We start from the raw sequence: 26,536 nt of genomic DNA on the forward strand, positions 1-26,536 counted from the left end.
GGAGCATCATCTGGATCGCATGAACATGCGCCAGCTGGTGGTGGCTTTCTTCCAGTATCCGGCGGTGATCGCCTATATCCTGCTGGCGATCGTCTCGGCCGGCATTTTCATCGCGCATCCGGCGGCCGCCCTGCCCACGATCGCCGCGGTCGTGATCTCGATCCTGCTCTATCCGCTCGTCTGGTACACGCTCCATCGCTGGGTGCTGCACAGCCAGTGGATGTTCAAGGTGCCGATGCTCGCCGCCACATGGAAGCGCATCCACTACGATCATCACCAGGATCCGAACCGGCTGGAAATCCTGTTCGGCGCGCTCCACACGACACTGCCGACCATCTTCCTGGCGACGGCGCCGATCGGCTGGCTGCTGGGCGGGCTCGGCGGTGCGGCAGCCGCTTTCGCGACCGGCCTGCTGACGACCTGCTTCTACGAATTCTGCCACTGCATCCAGCATCTGGCCTATTCGCCGAAGCATCCGATGCTCGTGATGATGAAACAGCGCCACATGGCGCATCATTTCCATGACGAGACGGGCAATTTCGGCATCACCAATTTCTTCTGGGATCGCCTGTTCGGCACGAGCTACGCCAAGGTTTCCGAGCGGAAGAAGAGCGCCACCGTCTTCAATCTGGGCTACACGCCCGAAGTGGCGAAGCGTTGGCCGAAAGTGGCCCAGCTTTCCGGCGGCGTCGCCACCGGCCACCCCTCGACACGCATCAAGCACTGATGGCATCCGTCGCCAGCGGCGTCACGATCCGCCCGGTCGTGACGAAGGCCGATCGCAAGGCCTTCGTGAACCTGCCTTTTCGCCTTTATGCCGAGGATCCGGCATGGGTGCCGCCGCTGAAGGATGAGGCGATGGGCCTCATCACGCCGGGCAAGAATCCCTTCTTCGAACATGCCAAGGCGCAGCTTTTCCTGGCCGAGCGCGGCGGCGAGGTGGTCGGCCGCATCTCCGCCTCGATCGATTATGCCTGGACACCGATGCCGGCCGACAAGGGCGGCGGCGCCGACAGCGGCAATTGGGGCTATCTCGATGCCGAGGATCAGGAAACCGCCCGCCTGCTGATCGCCCGCGCCGAGGATTGGCTGCGGGGCGAAGGCGTGAAGCGCGCGCTGGGGCCGATCTCCATGTCGATCTGGGAGGAGCCCGGCCTCCTCATCAAGGGGCATGATCAGCCGCCGACCGTGATGATGGGCCATGACGACAGGCGCTACGAAGCGTGGGTCGAGGCCGCCGGCTATGCCAAGGTGAAGGATCTCCACACCTGGGAGCTGGACATCACCCGCCCCTTCCCGCCGCTGATCGAGCGGATCGTGAAATCGGGCGAGAAGAATCCGCGCATCCGGATCCGCAAGGTCGACAAGTCGAAGTTCAATGAGGAAGCCGCGATCATCCTCGCCATCCTCAACGATGCGTGGAGCGATAATTGGGGCTTCGTGCCCTTCACGGAGAGCGAGATCGCATTCGCCGGCAAGAAGATGAAGCCGATCATCTTCAACGATCTCGTCAACGTGGCCGAACTGGACGGCGAACCCGTCGCCTTCATGATGACCTGGCCGAACCTCAACGAGCTCCAGGCCGATCTGAACGGCGAGCTGTTTCCGTTCGGCTTCATCAAATTGCTGTGGCGCCTCAATGGCGGCTTCTCGGGCAAGCCCCAGGTGAACACGATGCGCGTGCCGCTGATGGGCGTGCTCAAGAAGCTGCAGGCGAGCCGCCTCGCCAGCCAGCTGGCCTTCATGATGATCGAATATATCCGCCGCGACGCCGTGGCCCATTACGGCTCGACGCGCAGCGAGATCGGCTGGATCCTCGAGGATAATCAGGGGATGAACTCGATCGCCGAGGCGATCGACAGTCGCATCAACAAGACCTACCGGATCTACGAAAAGGCCCTGTGACGGCCCTGCCCTGGGCGGAGGAGGGCAGCGGCCTCAGGCTCGCCGTCCGCGTCACGCCGAAGGCCTCGCGCAGCGCCGTTGCCGGAATCATCGCCGGCACGGACGGGCGATCCCTGCTGTCGGTCCGGATCGCAGCCCCTCCGGTGGACGGGGCGGCCAATGCCGAACTGATCCGCATCCTCGCCAGGCAATTGGGGCTCCGGCGAAGCGACGTCATCATCGCCTCGGGAGAGACGGGCCGGGTCAAGCTGGTCCGCCTGACGGGCGAGCCGAGCGCACTGGGCGAAAAGCTCACCTCTCTGGCGGGGCGTGCGGCATAGCGACGCGGTCTCAGCGTCTGACCGCCTTTTAATCGCGAGTGCGGCGAAGCAATCGCGAAGCTCGTTTACAAGCGATCGCTCCTATCGCAGCACCGCCCAGACGGGCGCGTGATCGCTGGCCTTCTCCTTGCCCCGGGTTTCGCGATCGACGCCTGCATCCACCAGCCGATCGGCCGCGGCCGGGCTCAGCAGCAGATGATCGATGCGGAAGCCGGCGTCGCGCGCCCAGGCGTTCATCGTATAATCCCAGAAGGTATAAACCGGCCCGGCGGGATGGATGGCGCGGATCGCGTCCGTCCAGCCGGCATGGAGCAGCCGGCGGAAGGCCGCCCGGCTTTCGGGCTGCGACAGCGCATCATCGGCCATCCTCGCGGCCGAGAAGACATCGTCCTTGTCGTCGGTGGAGATGACGTTCCAGTCGCCCGCCAGCACCGCCGGCTTCTCGCCCGCAAACAGCGTCTTCGCGCGATCCGCCAGCGCATCGAACCAGGCGAGCTTGTAATCGAATTTGGGGCCAGGCACGGGATTGCCGTTCGGCAGATAGAGCGCGCCGACGATTACACCGTCTATCGTCGCCTCGATATAGCGGCTGTGGCTGGGATCGGGATCGTCGGGCAGGCCACGCTGCGTCTCCACCATTTCCAGCCCCTCCCGGGCGAGGATCGCGACGCCATTCCAGCTCTTCTGCCCGTGCCAGATCGCCCGATAGCCAGCGGCGGCGATGTCCATCTGTGGAAAGCGTTCGTCGGGCGCCTTCAATTCCTGAAGGCAGGCCACGTCCGGCTTCGTCTCTTCCAGCCATTCGAGAAGGCGCGGAAGGCGCGCGCCGATGCCGTTGATATTGAAGGTCGCGATCTTCATGCCGGGCGCCATAGCGCAGCGGAGCGGCCGGCGTCTCCTGTCTGATTCAGGAATGCGCGGGCGTCGGAAGATCGATTTTCACGGCGTGCGTCGGGATGGGCGTCAAAAGCAGCCCGAGCCCGGCGATCACGCCGAGGCCGCCCCACGCATATCGCCTGTCCCGCAGATCGATCACGCCCCGCACGATGGCAAAGAGGCCGCAGCCCAGAAAGACGGCCGTCCAGAGCTCCACGGCGATCCGATCAGATCGAAAAGCTCGTTCCGCAGCCGCAGCCGGAAGCGGCATTCGGATTGGTCACCTGGAAGGAAGCGCCGCCCAGCGATTTCACGAAATCGACCGCACTGCCGCGCACCAGATCGAGGCTGACGGGATCGACGACGAGACGCACGCCATCCCGCTCCGCCACCTCATCCTCGCTTTCCACGACATCGGCGAGCCCGAAGCGATATTGGAAGCCAGCACAGCCGCCGCCTTCCACCGAAAGGCGCAGGATGGCCGGCTTGCCCTGCTTGGTCGCGATCGTTGCGACCCGCTCGGCGGCGGAGGGTGTGAGATCGATGGCGGCGTCACTCATGCCGCGAAGATAGGGAGCGTGCCGGTGACCGGCAAGCGCATCACTCGACGTCGTCGGGGCCGCCGGCGGCGATCGTGCTGGAACGCTCCTGCATCGCGACGACATAATCGCCGGCCTGCAGGAAAGGCACCGGATTCACGGCATGGCCATCGATGCGGACTTCATAATGAAGATGCGGGCCGGTGGAGCGCCCGGTGGAGCCGACCAGCGCGATCAGATCGCCGCGATGGACGAGCTGGCCCGCCTTCACGAGGATGCGCGAAAGATGGCCGAAACGGGTCTGAACGCCCTTGCCATGCGCCACCTCGACGAGATTGCCATAGCCGTTCGACCATTCGGCCCTGTCGACGATGCCATCCGCCGTCGCATAGACGGCCGTGCCCTGCGGCGCGGCAAGATCGATGCCGGCATGCATCGCGGCGGATCCGCGGAACGGATCGGAGCGGACACCATAGCCGGAGGTGAAGGTGGCGGCATTGATCGGCTTGGCGGAGGGGACCGCGATCACGCCCTGGCCGATCTGATCCTGCTTCTTCCAGCCCATGAACATGGCGTGGAAGGCATCGTCCCCACCCGAAACCGCGGCGGCATCATCGATCGAATCGAGTGCTGCGCCATCGGCAACGATCTTGTCGCCTACCTGCGGCGTCTGGACGGTATCTGCGGCGGCCGGCGCGGCGGCGAGAAGGCCGAGAGCGACGAGGATCTGGGGCAGCGAACGGAAGGCGGTCTTCAGACGTACGGTCATGCAATCCCCGACGGTTGCTTAGCCCGCATGAGAGCCCCCGCTCCCGCACGGTCAGGTTAAGCGGCCGCCCTGGAGAATGCCCCTCCCGAAACGACAGGATCAGGTCTGTCGGCTTGGTTCCGCCACCGCAAGCGATGCGTAGAAGTCTGGCGTCAGACCGGCAGATGCCCGCGCCGAGTCGTTGAAAGGCGGCTTAATCGCGCCGCGAAAGTGCCGCCCGACCAGTTCGCGCCAGCGTTCCGCCGGTACGCGCCCCGCCGCCCGCGCGGACGATTCGAACCATTTCATGCCAGCGGCGACATGTTTGATCTCGTCGTTGAGAATTCGCGCAAGAATCCGCGCGGAATCATAGTCTCCGGCGATGGTAAGCCGCGTGATCGTCTGCGGCGTCACGTCCAGCCCGCGCGCCTCCAGCACCAGCGGCACGATGGCCAGCCGGGCGGCGGCATCATGCGCCGTCGCCTCCGCCGCCTCCCACAATCCATCGTGCGCGGGCAGATCGCCATAAGCGGCCCCCAGCGCGCGCAGGCGCCGATCGATCAGCGCGAAGTGCATCGCTTCCTCCGCTGCGACCTGCATCCATTGATCGGCGAAGGCGCGCGGAAATTCCCCGCCGAACCGCCCGACCAGATCGAAGGCGAGATCGATCGCGACATATTCGATATGGGCGAGGGCATGGAGCAGCGCCACGCGATTGGCGAGGCTGCCGCCCTTGCCCCGCTTCGGCATGCGCGAGGGGGCGAGCAATTCCGGCCGCGCGCCCCGCGCCGGCCTGTCCGGCATCGCCACATCGAACCCATGGCCGAGCCGGCCCAGCCGCCAATCGCGCGCCGCCGCCCGCGCCGCCATCACCTTGGCGCGCGGATCGGCCTCCAGCAGCACGGCGCGGCAGGCCGCCCCCAGGGATCTGCGCTCGCCGCCCCCGGACGACCTGCTCCCACCTTCCGTCATGGCGCCAGAAACGGTCACATGCCCTTCAGCGCGCGCGCGGCGGCCAGCACCGCCTCCACATGACCCGGCACCTTCACCTTGCGCCAGACCCTCGCGATCGTGCCATCGGGCGCGATCAGGAAGGTCGCGCGATCGATCCCCATATATTTGCGGCCATAAAGGCTCTTCTCGATCCAGGCGCCGAACGCCTCGCACACCGATCCATCCGCATCCGTCGCCAGAGGCACGGTAAGCTGGTGCTTGGCCGAAAACCTCGCATGATCCTTCGGGCTGTTCTTCGAAACGCCGAGCACCCCGGCACCCGCCGCCTCGAACGCCGCCAGCTGCGCCGAGAAATCGATCGCCTCGCGCGTGCAGCCGCTCGTATCGTCCTTGGGATAGAAATAGAGGACCAGCGCCTTGCCCAGCAGCGAGGCAAGCGGCAGCGCGCCGCCGTCCACCGCCTGCAGCGTCACGTCCGGGGCCCTGTCGCCTTCCTTCAAGCCGCCTTCGCTCATTGTGAAAAGCCTCCTCGTTTCGCGCTCCACTAGTGCCACCGGGCGCATGGCGGAACCACCTTCGCGCGATGCAATATGACGCAAAAGGCGCGCGGGCGCTCTCGCGCCCGCGAGCAACGATTTCTGCGGTGATACTGGAAGATGATGGCAATGACGTCCGCCTCCATCGGCTGGGGTGGACAGGCCAAGTGTCACATCAAATCCAACATTACGCAGGGCAAACCGCCCGGCCGCTTTCGCCTCATTTGCGGACGCAGCCGGACTTGATCGAACCGCCCGATAGCCGCCACATTCGACAGAACACTTATGGCATTAGGCTAAGCCGATGGATGAACTGTCACCCCACGAGACCGAGTTGGTCGGCCGATGGATCGAGAGCGACGGCAAAGTGCGGGGCGACGCCGTTTGCGGTCGAATAGAACGCCTCACCGGCGGGATACTCGATGTCGTTCAGGATCATCCGGAAGCCAGTGGATGGAGGAGGCTGTTCCGTGACATTGCTGACGGCCGCTACTGGGAGCGGTATTATCCCCAGAGCGAGATGCACGGTGGCGGCCCTCCTGCGCTGAGGCTCATCGCCGATCACGAGGTAACGACCGAGTACCACTTCACGGTTTGACCTGCCGAAAGCGGACGAGCCGCTCCCCATCAATACCGGACATCCCGATTTACGGATCGACGCCCCGGCCGATCCCGGCGACGCGGCGCCATTCCCCGCCGATCAGGGCGCGCGCCGCATCGTAAGCGAGCAGGAGATCATCCCAGTTCGCATGCGCGCAGGCTTCGGCGAGCAGCGCGCGCGAGGGCTCCGGCGGCTCGGCGCCGCCCGGCGCGACCAGCCGCAGCACGATCAGCATCCGCGTGAGAAGGGCCAGCGCATCGGCAAAGCCCGGCGCCAGCAGCCCGGCCGCCTCCAGATCCACCGCCGCCACCGCCAGATCCGGAGTGATGCCGATCCGCTCGCGCAACTGGAGCAGGTGGACGGCGAATTCCGCATCGATCAGCCCGCCCCCGATCAGCTTCACATCGAAGGGGCCGGCGGCCGGCTTGTGCACCGCCATATCCGCCCGCATCTTCGCCACATCCACCGCGAGCAGCGCCGCATCGCGCGGCCGGCGGAGCGCGCGATCGATGATCCCCGCCAGCGCCGCGCGCGCGCTTTGCGAACCGAAGACGGGCCGGGCGCGCTCCAGCGCCATATGCTCCCACGTCCACGCGCTTTCCGCCTGATATCGCTCGAAACTGTCGAGCGAGACGGCGAGCAGCCCCTGCGTGCCCGAGGGGCGCAGCCGCGTATCGATTTCGTAGAGCGGGCCGCTGGGCGTGGGCACGGACATGGCGGCGGAGACTCGGCTGGCGAGGCGATTGAAATAATGGGTGGCGCCCAGCGGGCGCGCGCCATCGGATTCGGCCATGAAATCGCCGGTGAAAAGATAGACGAGATCGAGATCGGAGGCGTGGGTGAGCGTGCCGCCGCCGAAGCGGCCGAGCGCGAGGATCACCAGTTCGCCGCCCACGATCCGGCCATGCGCCTTTTCAAATTCGGCGATCGTGGCGGTGGCGAGCACATCCAGCGCGGCTTCCGCCACGCGGCCATAACCCGCCCCCACAGCAAGCGGATCGGCCGCCGCCGCCACTGCCTGCACGCCCAGCGCGAAGCGGCGCTCGCCCACGTCGGCGCGCACCCGATCCAGCAGGCCCTGATAATCCTCCCCCGCCTCGCCCCGCCTGAGCATGGCGGCGAGCGCCGGCGCGGCGGGCTGGGCGGCAAGCGCGCTCGCATCGATCAGCCCATCGATCAGGCTGGCGCGCCGGGCGAGATCGGCGGCGAGCGCGGGCGCCAGCGCCAGCACCCGCACGAGCAGACCGAGCAGGCTCGGCCGCGCCTCCAGCAGGCGGAAGAGGTTGAGCGCGCTGGGCAGGCGCCCGACCAGATCATCGAAGCGCAGCAGGGCCGCCTGGGGATCGGCCGCCTCGGCCAGCGCGGCGATCAGCGTGGGGAGCACCTTTTCCAGCGCCTCGCGCGCGGCGGCGCTGCGTGTCGTGCGAGTCTGCCCGCTGCGCCACGCGTCGATCCGCGCGGCGGCCTGCGCGGGATCGGGAAATCCGTGATCGGCCAGCAGCTTCGCCAGATCGGAAGGGATGCCGGGCAGCGGCGCGGCCCCATCCGCCTCCAGCGCATCATACAGCCGGCCCACCGCCTCCGTGGCCGGTGCCAGCAGGGCGATCAGCGCCGCGCCGCCATCCAGCCCGGCCAGGCGCGCCACATCGTCCAGCGCGGCGGGATCCTCCGGCAGGCGATGCGTCTGCCGATCCTCCACCATCTGCAGGCGATGCTCGATCGTGCGCAGCAGACGATAGGTATCGGAAAGGCGGCCAGCCTCCGCCGGATCGATCCGGCCGGCGGCGGAGAGCGCCGCCAGCGCATCCAGCGTGGCGGGTGCGCGAAGGGAAGGCTCCCGGCCGCCATGGATCAACTGGTGGATCTGCGCGAAGAATTCGATCTCGCGAATGCCGCCGCGCCCGCGCTTCACATCATAGCCCGGCGCCGGCGCGCGGATCCTGCCGTGATGATCGCGGATCCGGCGGGAAAGATCGCGCAGTTCGCCGATCGCGCCGAAATCGAGGCCGCGCCGCCATACGAACGGGCGCAGATGATCGAGCATGGCGGCGCCCATCGCGATATCCCCGGCGGCCGCACGCGCCCGGATGAAGGCCGCGCGCTCCCATGGCAGGGCGCTGGACTCATAATGCGCGATGGCGAGATCGATCGAGACGGCGAGCGAGGTTGCCTCGGCGGCCGGGCGCAGCCGGAGATCGACGCGCAGTACATAACCCTCGATCGTCTGCTGCTGCAGCAATTCCACGATCCGGCGCGCGATGCGCTGCGCCGCCTCCCCCGGCTCCTCGCGCGGGCGGCACCAGAGGGTGCGCGGATCGAACAGCAGGATCGGATCGATGTCGGACGAATAATTGAGCTCGCGGCTGCCCTGCTTGCCGAGCGCGAGCGCGACGAAGCCGTCCGCATTCCCGCCCCCGCCCCGTTCCCTGATCGCGGCACGGATCGCGCGATCCAGTGCGTGATCCGCGAAATCGCTGAGCGCGCGCGTCACCGTCTCCAGCGGGGCGCCCCCTAGATCAGCCAGCGCCACCGCCAGCGCCACGGCCTGCCGCTGCCGCCGCAGCGCGAGCGCATCATCCTTTTCGGCGTCCGCCTCCGCCTGCGCGAAGGCCAGGGTCTCGCCCAGCCCCTCCGCCGCCAGACGATCCACCACATCGCCGCGGCGGGCGATCAGCCGGCGCAGGAACGGAGCATGGCGCTCCGCCTTGCCGATCGCCTCATCCAGATCCGGCCGTGTCATTCCGTCCGCCACGCACCATCCTATAGTTCAAGACGAAATCACGAAACCTTGCGCCCGCTTCGCCCGTTATACTTGATATGGGTTTATTCGCAGAGTGCGCGTCCCCCGGCGAGGGTGGTGACAGGAAGCCGGTTTCGGTGCCACGGCCCTCCGCGCATGAAGGCGTGGGGTCGGCGCTGCGCAACAGCTATCCCGTGCCTGTGCTGTCGGAAGAATTCGCCCGGTTGCTCGCCAAGCTGAAATGATCGGGAAAGGGGCCGGCCCCGGGCCGGCCTCCCGCAACGGGATCAGCGACCCCGGCTCAATTCATCCACTTCGCCCATGATCGCCTGCAAGGCGGTTTCATCGGGCCTGTTGGAATGCAGCCTGCGCGATGGCAGATCGCCGCCGCTCATCAACTGCTCCAGCGCGACGCGGCCGCGCGCGACGCGGCTCTTGATGGTGCCGACCGCGCAGCCGCAGATATCGGCCGCTTCCTCATAAGCGAAGCCGCCCGCGCCCACCAGAATCAGCGCCTCGCGCTGTGGCTGGGGCAAATGCAGCAGGGCGCGCTGGAGATCGCCCAGATCGACATGGCGATCCTGGCTGGCGGGCGCGGCGAGTATCTTGCTGGCCGTGAGATCATCCCATTCGCCCTTGAAGCGCGCGCGGCGCATCTGGCTGAGGAAAAGATTGCGCAGGATGATGAAGGTCCAGGCGCGCATGTTGGTGCCCGCCTGGAAGCGCTTGCGCGCGGCCCACGCCTTCAGCAGCGTTTCCTGCACCAGATCATCCGCCAGATCGCGATTGCCCGAAAGCGAGCGGCCGAAGGCGCGCAGATGCGGAATGACTCGCGCCAGCTCCGTCTTGAATTCGGAATCGGAAAGCGGAACATGCTCCACCTCGGCGGGCACATCCTCCTGGCTGTCGGTCATGTCCTCATCATTTCCCGCTGGCGGGCTGGCGATGCCCCGACGTTCTGAAATCTGGTCCCGATCAACTGGCACCGCAAGTGCATCCTCCGACAGAAAAGCCATTCCCTTCACCGCCAGATCGCGAGGATGATCACGAACAGGATGATGACCAGCGCCAAGCTGATCGGCAGCACATAGCGGGTGACGTGATTGGAGGAGCCGGCTCGCGCCTCCGTCCGTGTCAGGTGGATTTCCTTTTCGTCGGCCATGGCCGCTCTCCGGATGCGATCGTTACCCATAGCCAACGGTCGCATGCGGCGCCGGTTCCCTCCGGCGATCCGCTTTCGCAGGAAGCCGGAGGGAAACGGGGTGGAGCCTCAGGCCGGAACGGTCGCCGCGTCGAAGAACAGGGCCTGGCTGATCGCGGCCTTCACCGTAGAGCGCTGGAAAGGCTTGGTGATCAGGAAAGTTGGCTCCGGCCGCTCGCCTGTCAGCAGGCGTTCGGGGAAGGCGGTGATGAAGATCACCGGCACGGAAAATTCGGCCAGGATATCCTTCACGGCATCGATGCCCGAGCTGTCGTCCGCCAGCTGGATATCCGCAAGGACGAGGCCCGGGCGATGCGCGAGCGCCTGCGACACCGCCTCGTCGCGGGTGACGGCCACGCCAGTGACATTATGGCCCAGATCGCGGACGATGGTTTCCAGATCCATAGCGATGATCGGCTCATCCTCGATGATGAGCACGTCCGCGCGCGTCTGCCGCTCGATTTCCGCAATGGCGTCGCGCACCAGCGTCTCGATCTCGGCGGTCGGCTCGTCCATCAGATAGGCGGTATCCTCCGGAGTGAAACCCTCCAGCTGGGTGAGCAGCAAGGCCTGGCGCGAACGCGGCGTGATCTTCGACAGGCGCGCATTGGCGATGCCGGCGTGCGGATCGCCATCGTCGCCCTCGCCGGCCGCCTCGTTCACCGAACCCCAGATGCGCTGGAAGGTGCGATAGAGGCCGAGGCGGACATCCACGTCGCGCGGAAAATCGCCAGGGGCGGCCACGATCGCCTCCAGCGTCGCACGGACATAAGCGTCGCCATGCTGCTGGGTGCCGGTCAGCGCGCGGGCATAGCGCCGCAGGAAAGGAAGATGCGGGGCGAGATCCTGGCCGAGCGACATGGGCGGCAATGCTCCTGACGTGTGAACTGGTGGAATAAGCAGGCAAAACTCGGAACGCACGGGAATATCGGATGGTGCCCTCTCCCCCGCGCAGGCAAGATCAACTTTCTTGCCGCAAGGCTGGAACCAACGGGGTCAAATTTTGTTTCACCGCTGATGCGCATCCTCGTCGACGGGCCAAAAACGGGCCGCCGGCGGGTGGCCGGTGTCTCCGGCAGGTGGCGAGGAACTCAGGTGTTGATTATCGAACGACGATCGAACCCGCGAGGTTCGCAATGATTCAGGGGGCGCAGGGCTTGGTCGCGGACAAGAAAGGGCGGGGAGCAGGTGGCGGTGACAGGCCTTCCCGCAGGAAGAAGCCCGGCGGGCCGGAATCCCACGTCGCCAACGCCCTGAAGACCGCCTATGAAGATGCGGTGCGTGAAGAGGTGCCCGACGAGTTCCTCGATCTCCTCGGCAAATTAAGCTGACGGCGAGAGCCGTCTTCCCGATGTCGTCCCTTCCGGTTTCCCGTCCGTGATCGCTCGCCTCTCCAGCGGCGCGAAAATGCTCATCATCATGACGGTGGCGCTGCTGCCGCTGGGCATTGTCGCGCTGTTCGCATCCATCCAGTCCGCCCATGACAAGCGCCTCCAGCATGAAGCCGATGCACGGCTGATCGCGACGGCCGAGGCGCGCCAGATCGATCTGGCGGTGATCCGCAGCGCCAATGTCGTGCGTGCCGCCGCCTTCGCCGCCGGCGGGGACGAGGGCCAGTGCGAGCGCGTGCTGGCGCAGACCCTGAAGGTGCTGGCGCCCGGCGCGAACGTCGCCTTTTTCGGGCCTGACGGCCGCCTGCGCTGCGCCAGCAAGGGCTTCGGCAAGGGCGATCTGCCGCCCGCGCGGGGCAATATCGGGATCGAACTGCTGCTGCTGGATCCGCCTGGCGGGATCCGCTTCACCGTGGGCACGAGCGACGGCAGCTATGGCGTGGGCGAACTGCCCCAGGTCGAGCTGGCCCGCTCGCTCGGCCCGTCCGGCTCCAATCAGGGCGTGATGCTGCGCCAGGGCGCCGCCTATCTGCCGTTGGTCCCCTCGCATCGCGCCGGCCCGCTCGACCAGCGCATCATCGTGAGCGCATCGATCGCGGGCGGCCAGATCAATCTCGTCGCCTCCATCTATGCCAGCACCGTATCCGCGATCGAAATCCTGCTCGTTCTGCTCCCCATCCTGATGTGGGCGGCCGCCGCGATCATCGGATGGAGCGTGGTGCAGGGCCTGCTGCTGCGCCCGCTCGGCCAGCTTCAGCGCTCCGTCGCGCAACTCGGCACCGCCCCGCTCACCCTGCCCCGCCTGCAGACTCCGGCGATGGAGATCACCGCCCTCGCCGATTCCTTCCGCTATGCCGCCGAACAGATCGCGACGCGCGAGATCGCTCTGGAGGAAGGGCTCAATCGCCAGGTGCGCCTCACCCGCGAAGTCCATCATCGGGTGAAGAACAATCTTCAGGTCGTCGCCAGCCTGATCGCCCTCCATGCGCGCGGATCGACGGGCGAGGTCGCCGCCGCTTATGCCTCGATCCAGCGCCGGGTGGACGCGCTCGCCGTGGTCCACCGCAACCATTATGCCGAGCTGGAGGAAAATCGCGGGGTCGCGCTGCGATCGCTGATCGGCGAACTCACCTCGAATCTTCGCGCCACGGCGCCGGCGGAAGCCGGTCATTTCAATATCATGCTGGATATGGCGCCTGCCCATGTGAGCCAGGACGTGGCCGTGCCGGTCGCCTTCCTCATCACCGAACTGGTGGAACTGATGATGAATTATGCGCCCGCCGATCCGGTGATGATCCACGTGCGCATGACGGACCGGCCCGATCGGGCGCTGCTTTCGCTGCGCGCGCCGGGGCTCGTATCCGAAGCCGCGACGCAAGGGACGGAGCGGCAACGTTTCGAGCGGATCGCCGGCGGCCTCGCGCGCCAGTTGCGCTCCTCGCTCGCGCTGGATGAGGAAGGTAAGCGCTACACGATCGAAATCGGCATCGTGCCCGAAGAGGAACGCGACGCCGCCGCGATCTGAAAAAAATCGCGGCCAGCCCGGATTGACCGGAACCTTGTTCCGCCCGGCCCGTTCTCAACACCGGATAGCGACCTTTTGCCCCCCCGCTCTCGCTGTCCGCTCAAATGGGCCCGGACGCGCCGATCCTCCCCCCGGCGGCGCCTCCGGGTCCACATTGTTTTCCAGCCATCCCTTTGAATCAATTCGTGATCTCTTTGGATCGGCGGTGGAACATGCCGCACCGTGGAACATTGATCCGGCGGTCCCGCACGCCGGGATGACACGAACTGGAGAGACTCGGATGGTTCGCAAGGCATTCGCGCTGGCCCTCGTCGCCGGCACCCTGCTGGTTTCCGCCTGCAATACGGTTGAAGGCGCGGGCAAGGACGTATCCTCGGCCGGCAAGGCCGTCAGCAACGCGGCCGACGGCGCCAAATAAACCCGTCGGGAAACAGCCCGAAGGGCGTCGCTCCCACAGCGGTGCGGCGCCCTTTTCATTTTCCCGATACGGCGGGCGAAGCGATCAGCTTTCGACGAGTGCCTTGGATTCGTCGGCCTTCTTCCGCTTCCGCTCCGTGAACCACATCGCGACCAGCGCGAGTTCGTAAAGCAGGATCAGCGGCACGCCGAGCATGATCATCGATCCGATATCCGGTGGCGAAAGCACCGCCGCCACCGCCGTATTGCCGACGATCGCATAGCGGCGGAACGAGACGAGCTGCTTGCGCGAGACGATCCCGGCCTGCTCCAGCAGCATCAGTAGCACCGGCACGAGGAAGGCCAGCCCGAAGCCGAACAGAAACTGCATGATGAAGGTGAGGTAATTGCCCACCGAAGGCAGCGCTTCCTGCTGGATGCCGCCGAGATTGCCCTGGAAACCCAGCAGGAAATGCAGCGCCATCGGCACCGCCACGAAATAAGCGAGTGCCGCCCCCATCAGGAACAGGACGGGCGTGGCGATGAGGAAAGGCAGGAAGGCCCTGCGCTCATTCTTGTAGAGGCCGGGCGCCACGAACTGCCAGATCTGGTTGGCGATCACTGGGAAGCTGAGCATCGCGGCGGAGAAGAAGGCGACCTTCACCTCGACGAAGAAGGCCTCGAAGATCTGGGTGTAGACGATCCGGCCCTGCCCGGCGCGCACCAGCGGCTGGACGAGGAAGGCGAAGATCGGCCGCGCGAAATACAGGCAGATCGCGAACGTCACCCCCAGCGCCAGGAGGCACCACAGCAGCCTGCGCCGCAATTCGATCAGATGATCCAGCAGGGGCGCGCGCGTATCGTCCAGTTCGTCGGGAATGCTCATGATCGGGCCGGTGGCTCCTGCTCCGCCGCAGCCGCGCCGCCGTGCGCGCCTTCATCCGGCGCGGGCAACGCGGGCGGCCCGCTCGCGTCCGCGGCCTCACCCGTCTCGTGGCCATGTTCGGGCAGGGGAGGAAGCGGCGTCATCGCATAATGCGCGTCGTCATATTCCTCGGGCGGGGGCGCGGGCGGATGCTCAGCCATGATCCGCGCATTTTCGGCCGCCCACTTCTTTTCCATCTCCTCCATCTCGGCCTGACGAACCATCTCGTCGAAGCCGGAACGGAAATGACGGGCGACACCGCGCGCGCGGCCGACCCACTGGCCGACGAAACGCATCGCGCGCGGCAGATCCTTGGGGCCGATGACAACCAGCGCCACGATGGCGACGAGCATCAGCTCCGATGGATCGATATTGAACATAGCCGGGGCTTTAGAGCGTCCGGCCGCCTCGGGGAAGCGCGCTCTCTTCGCGCGGCATGCTCGCCCCGGATTCGACCTGGCGGGGCGGAAGAGCCGCCGTCATTCGCGCCCCGCGATCAGCTTGTCGATCTTGCGGCCGTCCATATCAACGATCTCGAAGCGCCAGCCATCGTGGGAGAAGGTCTCGCCCGTCGTGGGCAAATGGCGCAGCACGGAAAGCGCGAAGCCCGCCACCGTGGCATAATCACGATCGTCGGGCAGATCGATGCACAGGCGATCGGCGAGAATATCGGCCGAAGCCGAGCCGGACAGAAGCCAGCTGCCATCCGCCCGCTCCACGAACGGCGGATCCGTTTCCTCGTCATTGTTCGAGGCGAAGGCGCCCGCGATCGCGGCCAGCAGATCGACCGGCGTCACCAGCCCGTCGAAATGACCATATTCGTCATGGACGAACGCCATCGGCACGTCCGCCTCGCGCAGCACGGTGAGCGCGTCCATCGCGTCCATCTGATCCGGCACGACCGGCACGGTACGCACCAGAGTCTCGATCGCGGGCTTGGTATCGGCGAGCGACGCGCCCAGCAGATCGCGGGCCTGCACCACGCCCACCAGCGCATCCACGGTGCCGCGCCCCACCGGCATACGGCTGTGCGGCATTTCCAGCAATTGTTCGCGCACCTCTTCGGCATCGCCGTCGAGATCGATCCATTCCACACTGGTGCGCGGGGTCATCACCTCGCGCACAGGGCGGTCGGCGAGGCGGACGACGCCCGAGATGAAAGCGCGCTCGCTTTCCTCGATCACGCCGGCGGTGGAGGCTTCGGCGACGACGAGATGCAGTTCCTCGGCCGTCACCTGATTGGCCGCCTCGCGATCCAGCCGCAGCAGCCGGAAGATCAGCGCGCTCGACCGATCCAGCACCCAGACGAAGGGGGCGCCGATTCGGGAGAGCCACATCATGGGCAGCGCGACGATCGAGGCGATCATCTCCGGCTGCCGGAGCGCGAACTGCTTGGGCACGAGTTCGCCGACGATGAGGCTGAGATAGGTGGTGCCGATGATGACGAGCACGAAGCCCGTCTGCGCCGCCGTTTCCGCATCCAGCCCCAGCGGCAGGAGCAGTTCGCCAACCGGCCCGCCCAGGCTCGCGCCCGAATAGGCGCCGGCGAGGATGCCGATCAGGGTGATGCCGGTCTGCACGGTCGAGAGGAACTTGCCCGGATCGCCCGCCAGCGCCAACGCGACCCGCGCGCCGCTCCGTCCCTTGCGGGCCAGCGCCTCGAGCCGGGGCTTGCGCGCGGAAACGATGGCGAGTTCGCTCATCGCGAAGACGCCGTTCAGGATCATCAGGAAAATGATGATCGCGAGATCGAACCAGGGAAAGGGGTGTGCCATGGGCGCAGGCACGCCTTAACGTCCGCGCGGCCTTCCGGGCAAGCGGCGAGTTGGCGCGGAAAGCCGTTCTGCCGCCGAAATTTTCGGCAAGGGCGCCCCGAAGCCCGTCAGGCGAAGGCGACGCCGGTCCGCCGGTGGCGACGCATGGCACCTCCCACGAGCCCGAAACCGCTGATGAACATCGCCCAGGTGGCGGGCTCCGGTACGGGAGATGTCGTCGGCGGGGGCGGGGCCGCGCCCACGGGCAGCGAGAATTGGGCGACGATCAGGCTCAGCGCATCCGATACGGGTGCAACCTTCAGATCCAGCGTGTTCGATCCGGGCGCGAGAAAGCTGGTGACATCATAGGTCTGCACATCCCAGAGCCGACCGTTGCGGAGGGTGCCATCGCCAAGCTGGACGGTGTTCCCGTTGGCCCAGTTTCCGGATGCGATGATCGTGTCGTTCAGCTTCAGCTCGCCATCGGGAAAGACGCTCTGACCGTCGCTGATGCTGAGCGTCATCGAGGCCGCACCCGATATGTAATCGATGCCGGCGAGCGTCGCGTTCCAGCCATTGGCGTCATAGCTGTTGTCGAAATTCGAATCGTTGCCGTCGAACAGCACGACATCGCGATTGTTGGTCGCGTCGCCATCTTGGTAGAAGACGATGAGTGAGGCCCCGTTGATGTTCGCGTTGCTGCCGCCGAACCCGTTGACGAAGCCCTCGAGATAGTAAGAGCCGTTGCCGTTGACGAAGGACGTCACATCGGCGCGATAGGCCTGGCTGTTCGCATAATCCCACAGATTATCCTGCGAAAAGCCGATGTTGGTGCCCTTGATCGCATTGCCGGCGAAGCTCGTTGCGGCATTGATCGTGGGATCGATCGAGTTGGTTGGCCCGTGCCAATAGAGATAAGCGCTGGAGATCGTGCCCGACAGCCCCGACACGACGAGCTCGCCATTTCCGTAGTTGCGCATGCGGCCGATGCCGAAGGTCGCGACATCGGTATCGGACACGGTCGTGAAATAAGTCATGTCCGAGGCCTGCGCCGCCGCCGACAGGCCGATCGCCACAAGCGGCGCCAGCACGATCGATCTGAAATACGAGATACGCATACCGTCACTTTCCCCCGGACCCCCTGTCCGGAGAAAAGCCTAGGATGTGGCGCCCTCGCCCGCGTCCATCATCTGTTTACCCCGCGTTAACGAAAGTGCGGCGCTTCCGTCGATCCCGCATCAGGTCGCGATCCGTCCGAAGCGATGCGCGAGGTTTGAAAGGCCCGCAAAACCGCGCGTGCCGGTCTTTTCGTAGATGCGGTGGAGATGCGTGCGCGCCGTCGCCCGCGCCATGCCGAGTCGGTCTCCCACCTCGGTAATATCGCCCGTCTCGATCGCGTCGCGCAGGACGCGCAATTCCGTGGCCGTCAGCGCATAGAGATCGCCGATCGCCGGAAACGCGATCAGGCGGGGCCGGTCCACCCGCGTCACATGCACGGCGAAGGCGGCGCCCGGCCCGCCCGCCAGATCGCCGAACCGGTTCGTATCCAGCGGCCGCACCTCCACCAGCAGGCGCAGGGGCTCCGCTTCCTCTCCGGGCGGCAATTCGATCGCCACCGGCTCCCTGTACTCCAGCGCGCGGGCCACCGCCCCGCCGACGATCCCGTCCCCGATCGGCTCGCCGATCCGCAGGCGCAGAAGCCGCCCGAGCGAGGCATCGGCATCCAGCAGCACACGATCCGCCGTCATCAGCAGCAGCGCGCTGTTGGCGATCCCCGCCACCGCCTGTTCACCCGCGGCATGATCGGCCGCGCGGATGACATGGCTCTGGATATAGATGGCGCGGCGCAGATGCGGGACGATCTGGCCCAGCCGCGCGCATTCCTCCCCGGAAAAGCGCTCCGCCGGCGCGCGGCGCAGCAAGGCGAGATGCGCGACGATGCCCGGCCGCTTGAGCAGATTGACGGCGAGATTGTCGACGATGCCCTGCGGCGCGAGATATTCCCGATAGAAGATGCTCCCGCGCACCTCCGGCGTCTGCAGCAATTCCCATGCCGGCGCGCACACACCTTCGGGCACGGCATGCAGATACGGCCGCAGAATATCGTGCGGGGCATAGGTTTCGATATAGCTTTGCAGCGCGGCCGGATCGTTGCCGAACTGGCACTGGAAGCCCGCGTCGCGATCGAGATCGCTCCAGCCGATGAAGCCCGCCTGCGCGCCCATCGCCTCCACAAGGCGCTGGATCAGATGCGGGAAGCGCGCCCGATCGAAGGCTGCGTCATAAATCTCCTCGATGGCGAACATGCGCTGAAAAGGCCCCTTTCCTCATCCCCGCGCCATCCAAGAGGGCGGGGACCCGCTTGTCCAGCCCTTCACTCCGCCATTGCCTCGGCCGCGAGTGCCTCCGCCTCGATCAGCAGCGCATCCTCGGTCGATCCCTGGGCGACGCGCTCGCGCCCGATCAGCACCAGCACGGGCACGGCCAGCGGCGAAACCCTGGGCAGATCGACGTGCAGCATCGTGCCGGCCGCGCGATCGAGCAGATCGGCGAGACGGCCCACATCCGTCATCCGCGCGCGCGCATCATCCCAGGCGGCGCGCAGCAGCAGATGATCGGGTTCATGCTTGCGCAGCACATCGTAGATCAGGTCCGTAGAGAAGGTCACCTGCCGGCCGGTCTTGCGCTTGCCCGGATGCTGGCGCTCCACCAGCCCGCCAATCACCGCCACCTCGCGAAAGGCGCGCTTGAGCAGGCTGGACTGCTCCACCCAGTCGACGAATTCATGCTCCAGGATATCCGGGGCGAAGAGCGGCGCCGGATCGGTCACCGGCTCCAGCGACCAGGTGGCGATCGCATAATCGGAGGCGACGAAGCCGATCGGCTTCAACCCCGCCGTCTCCATCCGCCGCGTGACGAGCATGCCCAGCGACTGGTGCGCATTCCAGCCCTCGAAACTGTAGACGACCATATAATGCCGCCCCTCCCGCGGGAAGGTTTCGACCAGCAATTCGCCCGGCTGGGGCAGACGGGACCGCCGCGCCTGCATTTCCAGCCACTGGCGCACATCCTCCGGAAAGCGGCGCCATTGCGCGGGATCGGCGAAATAGCGGCGCACCCGATCGGCGAGGTTGGTGGAGATGGGCATGCGCGCGCCGCCATAGGTGGGGATGCGCGCGGGCCGGCTCGTCGCGCGGACGATCAGGTCCTCCGTATCCATCCGCTCCACCTCCAGGCTGAGGCCCGCGAAGAAGAAGGTGTCACCCGGCGAGAGCGTGGCCGCGAAGCCTTCCTCCACCTTGCCCAGCCCCCGCCCGTTCCTGAAGCGCACGTTGAGCATCGTCGCCTCCACGATGATGCCCGCGTTCATCCGATATTGCTGCACGAACTGCGGATGGCTCACCCGCCACAGGCCGGTCTCGTCCCTCACCAGCCGACGGAAGCGATCATAGGCCTTCAGCGCATAGCCGCCGGTGGCGATGAACCGCAGCACCTGCGCGAACGTCTCTTCCGAAAGCGCGCTGTAGGGCAGTGCCGAGCGCACCTCGGCCAGCATGTCCGCCTCGTCGAACGGGCCGGCGCACGCGCGGCTCATCACATGCTGGGCCAGCACGTCGAGCGTGCCCGCGCGGAACTGCTCATGATCCAGCTCGCCCGCCTCCACCGCATCCAGCGCTGCGCGCGCCTCCAGATATTCGAAGCGGTTGCCCGGCACGATCACGGCCTCGCTCGCTTCCTCCAGCCGATGGTTGGCGCGGCCGATCCGTTGCAAAAGCCGGCTCGATCCCTTGGGCGCGCCCATCTGGATGACGAGATCGACATCGCCCCAGTCGACGCCCAGATCCAGGCTCGCCGTGGCCACCAGCGCGCGCAGGCGGCCCTCGGCCATCGCGGCCTCCACCTTGCGCCGCGCCTCTATGGCAAGGCTGCCATGATGGATGCCGATCGGCAGCTTCAGCTCGTTGACCGCCCACAGATCCTGGAAGATCAGCTCGGCCAGGCTGCGCGTGTTGCAGAAGATGATGGTCGTGCGATGCGTCTCGATCTCGGCCATCACCTGCGCCGCCGCATAGCGCCCCGAATGGCCGGACCAGGGCACGCGATCTTCGGGCAGCAGGATGGCGAGGTTGGGTTCCGCGCCGGGATCGCCCCGCACCTGCCGGACCGCATCGATATCGCCATCGGGCGCGAGCCACGCCGCATATTGATCGGGATCGGCCACCGTGGCCGACAGGGCCACCCGGCGCATGGCCGGCGCCAGACGCTGGAGGCGCGCCATGCACAAGGCCAGCAGATCGCCGCGCTTGCCGGTGGCGAAGGCATGCACCTCGTCGATCACGATCGTCCTGAGATCCGCGAACAGGAAGGCGGCATCCGGATGACTCAGCAGCAGGCTGAGCGATTCGGGCGTGGTGAGCAGCATGTGCGGCGGCTTCGCCCGCTGCCGCGCCTTGCGATCGGAGGGCGTATCCCCGGTGCGCGTCTCCACCGTGATCGGCAGGCCCATCTCCGCGATCGGATCGATCAGATTGCGCCGCACGTCGATCGCCAGCGCCTTGAGCGGGGATACGTAGAGGGTGTGAAGCCCCTGCATGGGATGCTCGGCCAGATCGACGAGGCTGGGCAGGAAGCCCGCCATCGTCTTGCCGGAACCCGTCGGCGCGATCAGCAGCGCGTGGCGTCCCGCCCGAGCGGCGGCGAGCATCTCCAGCTGATGTCGCCTCGGGCGCCAGCCGCGCGCGGAAAACCAGTGCTCGATCGCGGGCGGCAGCGGCGCACCCTGCTCTCCTGTCATGCCGGCCGCATTTCAACATGAGTTGCCCGAAGCCCGCGAACGGACGAACCGCTCACCGATGGTGTGGACCATGGATCCCGAAACAGGCTCGGGAGGACAGGCGGCGGGGAGGTCATACGGGCGCGCACGGGATCAAGCTAATGCGCCGGGCGCGAATGTGTAGCGGCCGCCGCTCTCAATAGCGGCCGGGATCCGGATCCGTCACCTTGTCCTGCCGATCGATGCTCCGGTTGAGCGCCCGCGTCGCATCCTCGGTGCGGCGCCGGTCGGCCGGGGTGCGCGTCCGGTTGCGGATCACCGCCCAGAGCAGGACGATGGCCAATATGAGGCCGCCCAATGCGGCAACCGTACCGATGCCTTCCATGATGGCTCTCCTTTCCTGCGGGTTTCAACGAAGCAGGCGCGCCGCGTATCCGTGTGGCCCGCCGATGGAACCGCAGCCGCCCCATCCCCATTTGCCGACCATGTCCCGCATCGGCGCCTGGATCGAACCGCACCCGCAAGGGCTCTATCTGCCCTCCGCCGATGCGTGGATCGACCCCTCCACGCCGCAGCGGCGCGCGCTGGTGACTCACGGGCATGCCGATCATGCGCGCGGCGGACATGATGCGGTGCTGGCCACCGCCGAGACGATCGCGATCATGGAGGCGCGCTACGGCCCGCAGAACGGCCAGGCCGTGGCTTATGGGAAAAGCATCCGGATCGGCGATATCGACGTGCGCTTCGTGCCTGCGGGCCATGTCCTCGGATCGGCCCAGATCGTGCTGGAGCGTGGGCCGGAGCGGATCGTCGTTTCCGGCGATTATAAGCGCCGCCCCGATCCCACCTGCCCGCCCTTCCAGCCCGTGCCGTGCGACATCTTCATCACCGAGGCCACGTTCGGCCTGCCCGTCTTCCGCCATCCCGACGCGGGATCGGAGGTGGATCGCCTGCTGGCCGCGCTCCACGCCAATCCGGATCGCTGCGTGCTCGTCGGCGCCTATGCCCTCGGCAAGGCGCAACGGCTCATCATGGAATTGCGCGGCCGGGGTCATCATGATCCCATCTATCTTCACGGCGCGATGCAGAGGCTGTGCGATCTCTATCGCGCGCTCGGCGTGCCGTTGGGCGATCTGCGCCCAGCCACCGGCATCAAGGCGGCGGACATGAAGGGCCATGTCGTGCTCTGCCCGCCTTCCGCGCTCAATGATCGCTGGTCGCGCCGCCTGCCCGATCCGATCACCGCGATGGCATCCGGCTGGATGCGAGTGCGCCAGCGCGCCCGCCAGCGCAACGTGGAGCTGCCGCTCGTCATGTCCGACCATGCCGACTGGGACGAGCTGACCGCGACGATCCTGGAAGTGGCGCCTTCCGAAGTGTGGGTGACGCACGGGCGGGAGGAGGCGCTGGTTCACTGGTGCCATACCCGCCAGATCCGGGCCAGGGCGCTGGACCTGATCGGCTTCGAGGATGAGGATGACTAGCGGCCCGATCGAGCCGCTCCGAAACGTTAAATCGCCTGGATCGATATCTGACAGCGGTTTTTGCCATTTGATCGATCACCGTTATCTTCGCATCAACGGCGCACCAAAGGAGACAGGCCATGAGCGACACCCCCGACCGCAAGACGCTGACGACCACCGCTGGCGCGCCCGTGGGCGACAATCAGAACAGCCTGACGGTGGGCGAGCGTGGCCCGCTACTGCTGCAGGATTATCAGCTGATCGAGAAGCTGACCCACCAGAATCGCGAGCGCATTCCGGAGCGCGTGGTCCATGCCAAGGGCTGGGGCGCGTTCGGCACGCTCACCATCACCTCAGCCGAGATCACGCAATATACCAACGCCAAGCTCTTCGGCACGATTGGCAAGAAGACGGATCTGCTGCTGCGCTTCTCCACCGTGGCGGGCGAACAGGGCGCGGCCGATGCCGAGCGCGACGTGCGCGGCTTCTCGCTGAAATTCTACACCGAGGACGGCAACTGGGATCTGGTGGGCAACAACACGCCGGTCTTCTTCGTGCGGGATCCCTATAAATTTCCGGATTTCATCCGCACGCAGAAGCGCCACCCGAGAACCAACCTGCGCTCGCCCACGGCGATGTGGGATTTCTGGTCGCTGAGCCCGGAATCGCTCCACCAGGTGACGATCCTCTTCTCGGATCACGGCCTGCCCGTCGGCCCGCAATATATGAACGGCTATGGCAGCCACACCTTCTCGTTCTGGAACGATGCGGGCGAGCGTTACTGGGTGAAGTTCCACTTCAAGACGCAGCAGGGCCACCGGCACTACACGAATGATGAGGCCGGCGAGGTGATCGGCCGGAGCCGCGAAAGCTATCAGGAGGAATTGTACGGCGCGATCGACGCGGGGAATTTCCCCAGGTGGACGATGTACGTGCAGATCATGACGACCGCGCAGGCCGATGCGAGTGATTTCAACCCCTTCGATCTCACCAAGGTGTGGCCGCATGGCGATTATCCGCTGATCGAGGTGGGCGAGCTGGAGCTGAACCGCAATCCGGACAATTATTTCGCCCAGATCGAGCAGGCCGCCTTCTCGCCCTCCAACGTGGTGAAGGGGATCAGCTTCTCACCGGACAAGATGCTGCAGGCGCGCATCTTTTCCTATGCGGATGCGCACCGGCACCGGCTCGGCACGCATTATGAGGCGCTGCCCGTCAATCGCCCGCAGGCGCCCGTGCACACCTATCACAAGGATGGGCTGCTGCGCTTCATGGAGGACAGGAACGACACGCCGGACGCCTATTACGAGCCGAACAGCTTCGGCGGCCCGGTGGAGGATCCCTCCTATCTGGAGCCGCCACTGCCGGTGAACGGCGTCGCCAAACGCTGGAACCATCGCGAGGGCAATGAGGATTACAAGCAGCCGCGCGCGCTGTGGGCCCTGTTCGACGATGCGCAGAAGGCGCGGCTTTACGGCAATCTCGCGGCCGCGATGCACGGCATTCCGCAGTTCATCATCGATCGCCAGCTGGGCCATTTCGAAAAAATTGATCCGGCCTATGCGCAGGGCGTGCGGGATGCGCTGGCCGGCATCGTCAAGGAAGAGCAGGAGACGCAGAAGAACGTCGATCGGATGGCGCTTCCCCAGACGGGGGATGCCGGCTGATCGACGGACGGATCATACTCCAAACAGGTTCGACGGATGGCCCCATCCCATCCGTCGGCAGTCGCCGGGCGGGAGCCGCAACCCGCCCGGCGACAATTTTTCCGGGCACAAGGCGCCCCGCAACGCGCGCCGCTTGATCGGCCCCTTCTCCCCGGTGCATGTCTCCTTCCCGGGGGAAAATCAGGATGAACCGCAGGATATTGCTGTCACTCGCGCTGGCGCTCGGCGCGAGCGGCACGGCCACCGCCGCCGAGCCCATGCCGCTGGATCAGGCGGCCCGCATCTTCGGCACGCGGCCGAATCTCTATTCGGCAGCGCTGTCTCCGAACGGCAAGAAGATCGTGATGATCGCCTCGGCCGCGAACCGGGCGCGCGTCGTCTATGTCTTCGACGTCGCGGAGGGGAAGCCCAGACCCGTCACCTATTCCAATAACGAACTCGCCCTCACTTCGTGCGGCTGGTCGTCCGACGACCGGATCGTCTGCCAGTTCCGGGGTTTCGATACGACATTGGGCCGGAGGGCCGGCTTCAGCCGGGTCATCGCGATGGATCCGGATGGCAAGAACATGCAGAATCTCTCTGCCGAGAATCATGGCCAGACGATCCGCACCAGCCAGTTCACCGGCGGGATCATCGACTGGCTGGATGGCTCGACGCCGAACGTGCTGATGCTGCGCGATCATATTCCGGAACAGACGACAGGGCGGCGATCGGCCTCGACGGCGGATGGCTATGGCGTCGATCGGGTTGATACGCGATCACTTCATTCCACGGTGGTCGAGCGGGCCGACCCCGACGCATCCGGGTTCATGACGGATGGCGATGGCCATGTCCGGATCGTTTCGCGTGAGGCCGCCAGCAACAATGGCGTCCTGCGGGGCTGGTCAGATTATTATTATCGCGTCGCGGGCGACAGCCGCTGGCGGGCCTTCGGACGCGTGCCATACAGCGGGCCGACGACCGAGGCCCGACCGATCGCCGTGGATGGCAGGGAGGACGTCGCCTACGCCATCAAATCGCTCGATGGCCGGGCGGCGCTCTACAAGATCAGGCTGGACGGCAGCCTCACAAGCGAACTCGTCTATGCCAATCCCGGGGTGGACATAGACGATGTCATCACCATCGGGCGCCATGGCCGCGTGATCGGCGTGGAATATGTGACCGATCGCAGGACCGGCGAATATTTCGACCCGGCGTACAAATCGCTCGCGGCCGGCCTTTCAAAAGCGCTGCCGAACCTGCCGCTCGTCAATTTCGTAAGCGCCAGCGCGGATGAATCGACACTCCTGATCCGCGCATCCAGCGATACGGACGGCGGCCGTTTCTTTCTCTTCGACCGGAAGACGCGCAGCCTTTCGGAAGTGCTGCCGGTTCGGCCGGAACTGGAAGGCGTCGCCACGACGAAGGTCCGTACGATCGCCTATCCGGCGGGCGACGGCTCATCGGTGCCGGCCTATCTCACGCTGCCTCCGGGAAGCACGGGCAAGGGCCTGCCCGCGATCGTCATGCCGCATGGCGGCCCCGCCGCGCGCGACGAATGGGGCTTCGACTGGCTTGCGCAATTCTTCGCGGCGCGTGGCTTCGCCGTGATCCAGCCGCAGTTTCGCGGATCGACCGGATTCGGGGACGCCTGGTATGCCGATAACGGCTTCAAATCCTGGAAGATCGCGGTCCGCGACGTGACCGCGGCGGGCCAATGGCTTGTGAAGGAAGGAATCGCCGATCCCGGCAAGCTAGCCATCGTCGGCTGGTCCTATGGCGGCTATGCGGCGCTCCAGTCGAATGTGCTGGAGCCGGGCCTGTTCAAGGCGACGGTGGCGATCGCTCCGGTCACCGATCTTTTCATGGCGCGGGACGAATCCGCCGGCTTCACCAACACCGAAGTCGTCCGCGATTATATCGGGCGGGGGCCACATCTGTCGGAAGGATCACCGCATCTCCACGCGGATCGCTTTCAGTCGCCCGTCCTGATGTTTCATGGCGACAAGGACATGAACGTCGCTGTCGCGCAATCGATCGCGATGGACGGCGCGCTAAGGGAGAAAGGTAAAAGCAGCGAACTGGTGCGTTATCCGGAGCTGGATCATCAGCTCGACGATTCGAGCGCGCGGATCGACATGCTCACGCGCGCCGATCGCTTCCTGCACGCCTCGCTCGGCTTCTGATGAGGCGCCCCGGCACTTAAGGCCGGGACAGAAAAGGGCGCCGGGCGCGCATCGCG

Annotated in this window: 27 protein-coding genes; 10 read left to right on the forward strand and 17 right to left on the reverse strand. The window is 66.1% G+C overall.

Going from position 1 to position 26,536, the window contains the following annotated elements:
- Positions 1–19 precede the first annotated feature (19 nt).
- From DI605_RS02225 to DI605_RS02235, 3 genes are read left to right on the forward strand one after another with little or no spacing between them, the layout of a single operon-like run.
- Entirely contained in the window at positions 20–727 is a 708-nt protein-coding gene (locus tag DI605_RS02225; protein WP_293968886.1) for a sterol desaturase family protein, read from the forward strand.
- Positions 727–1,905 carry an N-acetyltransferase gene (locus tag DI605_RS02230; protein ID WP_293968520.1) on the forward strand — a complete coding sequence of 393 codons (1,179 nt, stop codon included), beginning with the start codon at positions 727–729 and terminating at the stop codon, positions 1,903–1,905. The genes DI605_RS02225 and DI605_RS02230 overlap by 1 nt, the downstream gene beginning before the upstream one ends.
- Positions 1,902–2,225 (forward strand): DUF167 domain-containing protein, encoded by a 324-nt coding sequence (locus DI605_RS02235; RefSeq protein ID WP_293968521.1) that lies wholly within the window; start codon positions 1,902–1,904, stop codon positions 2,223–2,225. The genes DI605_RS02230 and DI605_RS02235 overlap by 4 nt, the downstream gene beginning before the upstream one ends.
- 81 nt (positions 2,226–2,306) lie before the next feature.
- Here the strand turns inward: DI605_RS02235 and DI605_RS02240 are convergent, their stop codons facing one another.
- From DI605_RS02240 to DI605_RS02265, 6 genes are all read right to left on the reverse strand, one after another.
- Complete coding sequence (locus DI605_RS02240) at positions 2,307–3,086, reverse strand: exodeoxyribonuclease III (protein ID WP_293968522.1); 780 nt, start codon at positions 3,084–3,086, stop codon at positions 2,307–2,309.
- Between the two features lie 46 nt (positions 3,087–3,132).
- Positions 3,133–3,318, reverse strand: coding sequence for a hypothetical protein (locus DI605_RS02245; protein ID WP_293968523.1), 186 nt, complete (start codon positions 3,316–3,318; stop codon positions 3,133–3,135).
- Between the two features lie 10 nt (positions 3,319–3,328).
- Positions 3,329–3,661: an iron-sulfur cluster assembly accessory protein gene (locus DI605_RS02250; protein WP_293968525.1), complete on the reverse strand. Its 333-nt coding sequence runs from the start codon at positions 3,659–3,661 to the stop codon at positions 3,329–3,331.
- 40 nt (positions 3,662–3,701) lie between these two features.
- Complete coding sequence (locus DI605_RS02255; RefSeq protein ID WP_293968527.1) at positions 3,702–4,409, reverse strand: M23 family metallopeptidase; 708 nt, start codon at positions 4,407–4,409, stop codon at positions 3,702–3,704.
- Positions 4,410–4,508: 99 nt separating this feature from the next.
- The gene (locus tag DI605_RS02260) at positions 4,509–5,360 is read right to left on the reverse strand and encodes a ferritin-like domain-containing protein (protein WP_293968888.1); all 852 of its coding nucleotides are present in this window, start codon (positions 5,358–5,360) and stop codon (positions 4,509–4,511) included.
- Between the two features lie 14 nt (positions 5,361–5,374).
- A complete protein-coding gene (locus DI605_RS02265) occupies positions 5,375–5,857 on the reverse strand; it encodes a peroxiredoxin (RefSeq protein WP_293968529.1) in 483 nt (160 codons plus the stop codon).
- Between the two features lie 325 nt (positions 5,858–6,182).
- Here DI605_RS02265 and DI605_RS02270 point away from each other — a divergent pair, with 325 nt between their 5' ends.
- Positions 6,183–6,476 carry an Imm27 family immunity protein gene (locus DI605_RS02270; protein WP_293968531.1) on the forward strand — a complete coding sequence of 98 codons (294 nt, stop codon included), beginning with the start codon at positions 6,183–6,185 and terminating at the stop codon, positions 6,474–6,476.
- A gap of 49 nt (positions 6,477–6,525) precedes the next feature.
- On the opposite strand, the gene glnE is transcribed toward DI605_RS02270, so the two are convergent.
- From glnE to DI605_RS02290, 4 genes are all read right to left on the reverse strand, one after another.
- Entirely contained in the window at positions 6,526–9,219 is a 2,694-nt protein-coding gene (gene glnE, locus DI605_RS02275; RefSeq protein ID WP_293968533.1) for a bifunctional [glutamate--ammonia ligase]-adenylyl-L-tyrosine phosphorylase/[glutamate--ammonia-ligase] adenylyltransferase, read from the reverse strand.
- Between the two features lie 287 nt (positions 9,220–9,506).
- On the reverse strand, positions 9,507–10,133 hold the full coding sequence (locus tag DI605_RS02280) for a sigma-70 family RNA polymerase sigma factor (protein WP_293968535.1): 627 nt from the start codon (positions 10,131–10,133) through the stop codon (positions 9,507–9,509).
- Positions 10,134–10,240: 107 nt separating this feature from the next.
- On the reverse strand, positions 10,241–10,381 hold the full coding sequence (locus DI605_RS02285) for a hypothetical protein (protein ID WP_293968536.1): 141 nt from the start codon (positions 10,379–10,381) through the stop codon (positions 10,241–10,243).
- 108 nt (positions 10,382–10,489) lie between these two features.
- The gene (locus tag DI605_RS02290; RefSeq protein ID WP_293968538.1) at positions 10,490–11,281 is read right to left on the reverse strand and encodes a response regulator; all 792 of its coding nucleotides are present in this window, start codon (positions 11,279–11,281) and stop codon (positions 10,490–10,492) included.
- Between the two features lie 275 nt (positions 11,282–11,556).
- Between DI605_RS02290 and DI605_RS02295 the strand changes: the two genes are divergently transcribed.
- The 3 genes from DI605_RS02295 to DI605_RS02305 all read left to right on the forward strand — a co-directional run bounded on the left by DI605_RS02295 (position 11,557) and on the right by DI605_RS02305 (position 13,754).
- Positions 11,557–11,751: a NepR family anti-sigma factor gene (locus DI605_RS02295; protein ID WP_293968540.1), complete on the forward strand. Its 195-nt coding sequence runs from the start codon at positions 11,557–11,559 to the stop codon at positions 11,749–11,751.
- A gap of 76 nt (positions 11,752–11,827) precedes the next feature.
- Positions 11,828–13,336, forward strand: a complete 1,509-nt coding sequence (locus DI605_RS02300; protein ID WP_293968542.1) for a sensor histidine kinase — start codon at positions 11,828–11,830, stop codon at positions 13,334–13,336.
- Positions 13,337–13,616: 280 nt separating this feature from the next.
- The gene (locus DI605_RS02305; RefSeq protein WP_293968544.1) at positions 13,617–13,754 is read left to right on the forward strand and encodes an entericidin A/B family lipoprotein; all 138 of its coding nucleotides are present in this window, start codon (positions 13,617–13,619) and stop codon (positions 13,752–13,754) included.
- A gap of 84 nt (positions 13,755–13,838) precedes the next feature.
- On the opposite strand, the gene tatC is transcribed toward DI605_RS02305, so the two are convergent.
- The 7 genes from tatC to DI605_RS02340 all read right to left on the reverse strand — a co-directional run bounded on the left by tatC (position 13,839) and on the right by DI605_RS02340 (position 21,570).
- Complete coding sequence (gene tatC, locus DI605_RS02310) at positions 13,839–14,618, reverse strand: twin-arginine translocase subunit TatC (protein ID WP_293968546.1); 780 nt, start codon at positions 14,616–14,618, stop codon at positions 13,839–13,841.
- Complete coding sequence (gene tatB, locus DI605_RS02315; protein ID WP_293968548.1) at positions 14,615–15,037, reverse strand: Sec-independent protein translocase protein TatB; 423 nt, start codon at positions 15,035–15,037, stop codon at positions 14,615–14,617. Before tatB ends, tatC begins: the two co-directional genes overlap by 4 nt.
- A gap of 99 nt (positions 15,038–15,136) precedes the next feature.
- The gene (locus tag DI605_RS02320) at positions 15,137–16,432 is read right to left on the reverse strand and encodes a hemolysin family protein (protein WP_293968550.1); all 1,296 of its coding nucleotides are present in this window, start codon (positions 16,430–16,432) and stop codon (positions 15,137–15,139) included.
- A 107-nt stretch (positions 16,433–16,539) separates the two neighbouring features.
- Entirely contained in the window at positions 16,540–17,529 is a 990-nt protein-coding gene (locus tag DI605_RS02325; RefSeq protein WP_293968552.1) for a PEPxxWA-CTERM sorting domain-containing protein, read from the reverse strand.
- A gap of 120 nt (positions 17,530–17,649) precedes the next feature.
- The gene (locus DI605_RS02330) at positions 17,650–18,717 is read right to left on the reverse strand and encodes a helix-turn-helix transcriptional regulator (protein WP_293968554.1); all 1,068 of its coding nucleotides are present in this window, start codon (positions 18,715–18,717) and stop codon (positions 17,650–17,652) included.
- Positions 18,718–18,785: 68 nt separating this feature from the next.
- Complete coding sequence (locus DI605_RS02335) at positions 18,786–21,206, reverse strand: ligase-associated DNA damage response DEXH box helicase (RefSeq protein ID WP_293968556.1); 2,421 nt, start codon at positions 21,204–21,206, stop codon at positions 18,786–18,788.
- Between the two features lie 175 nt (positions 21,207–21,381).
- Positions 21,382–21,570: a hypothetical protein gene (locus DI605_RS02340; protein WP_293968557.1), complete on the reverse strand. Its 189-nt coding sequence runs from the start codon at positions 21,568–21,570 to the stop codon at positions 21,382–21,384.
- Positions 21,571–21,679: 109 nt separating this feature from the next.
- Between DI605_RS02340 and DI605_RS02345 the strand changes: the two genes are divergently transcribed.
- The 3 genes from DI605_RS02345 (at position 21,680) to DI605_RS02355 (ending at position 26,480) form a co-directional block, all read left to right on the forward strand.
- Positions 21,680–22,669, forward strand: a complete 990-nt coding sequence (locus DI605_RS02345) for a ligase-associated DNA damage response exonuclease (RefSeq protein WP_293968889.1) — start codon at positions 21,680–21,682, stop codon at positions 22,667–22,669.
- Positions 22,670–22,788: 119 nt separating this feature from the next.
- On the forward strand, positions 22,789–24,315 hold the full coding sequence (locus tag DI605_RS02350; RefSeq protein ID WP_293968559.1) for a catalase: 1,527 nt from the start codon (positions 22,789–22,791) through the stop codon (positions 24,313–24,315).
- A gap of 185 nt (positions 24,316–24,500) precedes the next feature.
- Positions 24,501–26,480 carry an alpha/beta fold hydrolase gene (locus DI605_RS02355; protein WP_293968561.1) on the forward strand — a complete coding sequence of 660 codons (1,980 nt, stop codon included), beginning with the start codon at positions 24,501–24,503 and terminating at the stop codon, positions 26,478–26,480.
- The last annotated feature ends 56 nt before the right edge of the window (positions 26,481–26,536 follow it).

The organism is Sphingomonas sp. (assembly GCF_003248515.1).
In the GTDB taxonomy this organism is placed as follows: domain Bacteria; phylum Pseudomonadota; class Alphaproteobacteria; order Sphingomonadales; family Sphingomonadaceae; genus Sphingomonas_I.

Coding starts and splice junctions, on each gene's coding strand:
- DI605_RS02295 (WP_293968540.1), top strand. CDS start 11,557: ATGATTCAGGGGGCGCAGGGCTTGGTCGCGGACAAGAAAGGGCGGGGA.
- tatB (WP_293968548.1), bottom strand. CDS start 15,037: ATGTTCAATATCGATCCATCGGAGCTGATGCTCGTCGCCATCGTGGCG.
- DI605_RS02250 (WP_293968525.1), bottom strand. CDS start 3,661: ATGAGTGACGCCGCCATCGATCTCACACCCTCCGCCGCCGAGCGGGTC.
- DI605_RS02280 (WP_293968535.1), bottom strand. CDS start 10,133: ATGACCGACAGCCAGGAGGATGTGCCCGCCGAGGTGGAGCATGTTCCG.
- DI605_RS02290 (WP_293968538.1), bottom strand. CDS start 11,281: ATGTCGCTCGGCCAGGATCTCGCCCCGCATCTTCCTTTCCTGCGGCGC.
- DI605_RS02225 (WP_293968886.1), top strand. CDS start 20: ATGAACATGCGCCAGCTGGTGGTGGCTTTCTTCCAGTATCCGGCGGTG.
- DI605_RS02335 (WP_293968556.1), bottom strand. CDS start 21,206: ATGACAGGAGAGCAGGGTGCGCCGCTGCCGCCCGCGATCGAGCACTGG.
- glnE (WP_293968533.1), bottom strand. CDS start 9,219: ATGACACGGCCGGATCTGGATGAGGCGATCGGCAAGGCGGAGCGCCAT.
- DI605_RS02320 (WP_293968550.1), bottom strand. CDS start 16,432: ATGGCACACCCCTTTCCCTGGTTCGATCTCGCGATCATCATTTTCCTG.
- DI605_RS02270 (WP_293968531.1), top strand. CDS start 6,183: ATGGATGAACTGTCACCCCACGAGACCGAGTTGGTCGGCCGATGGATC.
- DI605_RS02355 (WP_293968561.1), top strand. CDS start 24,501: ATGAACCGCAGGATATTGCTGTCACTCGCGCTGGCGCTCGGCGCGAGC.
- DI605_RS02285 (WP_293968536.1), bottom strand. CDS start 10,381: ATGGCCGACGAAAAGGAAATCCACCTGACACGGACGGAGGCGCGAGCC.
- DI605_RS02300 (WP_293968542.1), top strand. CDS start 11,828: ATGCTCATCATCATGACGGTGGCGCTGCTGCCGCTGGGCATTGTCGCG.
- tatC (WP_293968546.1), bottom strand. CDS start 14,618: ATGAGCATTCCCGACGAACTGGACGATACGCGCGCGCCCCTGCTGGAT.
- DI605_RS02265 (WP_293968529.1), bottom strand. CDS start 5,857: ATGAGCGAAGGCGGCTTGAAGGAAGGCGACAGGGCCCCGGACGTGACG.
- DI605_RS02340 (WP_293968557.1), bottom strand. CDS start 21,570: ATGGAAGGCATCGGTACGGTTGCCGCATTGGGCGGCCTCATATTGGCC.
- DI605_RS02260 (WP_293968888.1), bottom strand. CDS start 5,360: ATGACGGAAGGTGGGAGCAGGTCGTCCGGGGGCGGCGAGCGCAGATCC.
- DI605_RS02255 (WP_293968527.1), bottom strand. CDS start 4,409: ATGACCGTACGTCTGAAGACCGCCTTCCGTTCGCTGCCCCAGATCCTC.
- DI605_RS02325 (WP_293968552.1), bottom strand. CDS start 17,529: ATGCGTATCTCGTATTTCAGATCGATCGTGCTGGCGCCGCTTGTGGCG.
- DI605_RS02240 (WP_293968522.1), bottom strand. CDS start 3,086: ATGAAGATCGCGACCTTCAATATCAACGGCATCGGCGCGCGCCTTCCG.
- DI605_RS02330 (WP_293968554.1), bottom strand. CDS start 18,717: ATGTTCGCCATCGAGGAGATTTATGACGCAGCCTTCGATCGGGCGCGC.
- DI605_RS02230 (WP_293968520.1), top strand. CDS start 727: ATGGCATCCGTCGCCAGCGGCGTCACGATCCGCCCGGTCGTGACGAAG.
- DI605_RS02305 (WP_293968544.1), top strand. CDS start 13,617: ATGGTTCGCAAGGCATTCGCGCTGGCCCTCGTCGCCGGCACCCTGCTG.
- DI605_RS02350 (WP_293968559.1), top strand. CDS start 22,789: ATGAGCGACACCCCCGACCGCAAGACGCTGACGACCACCGCTGGCGCG.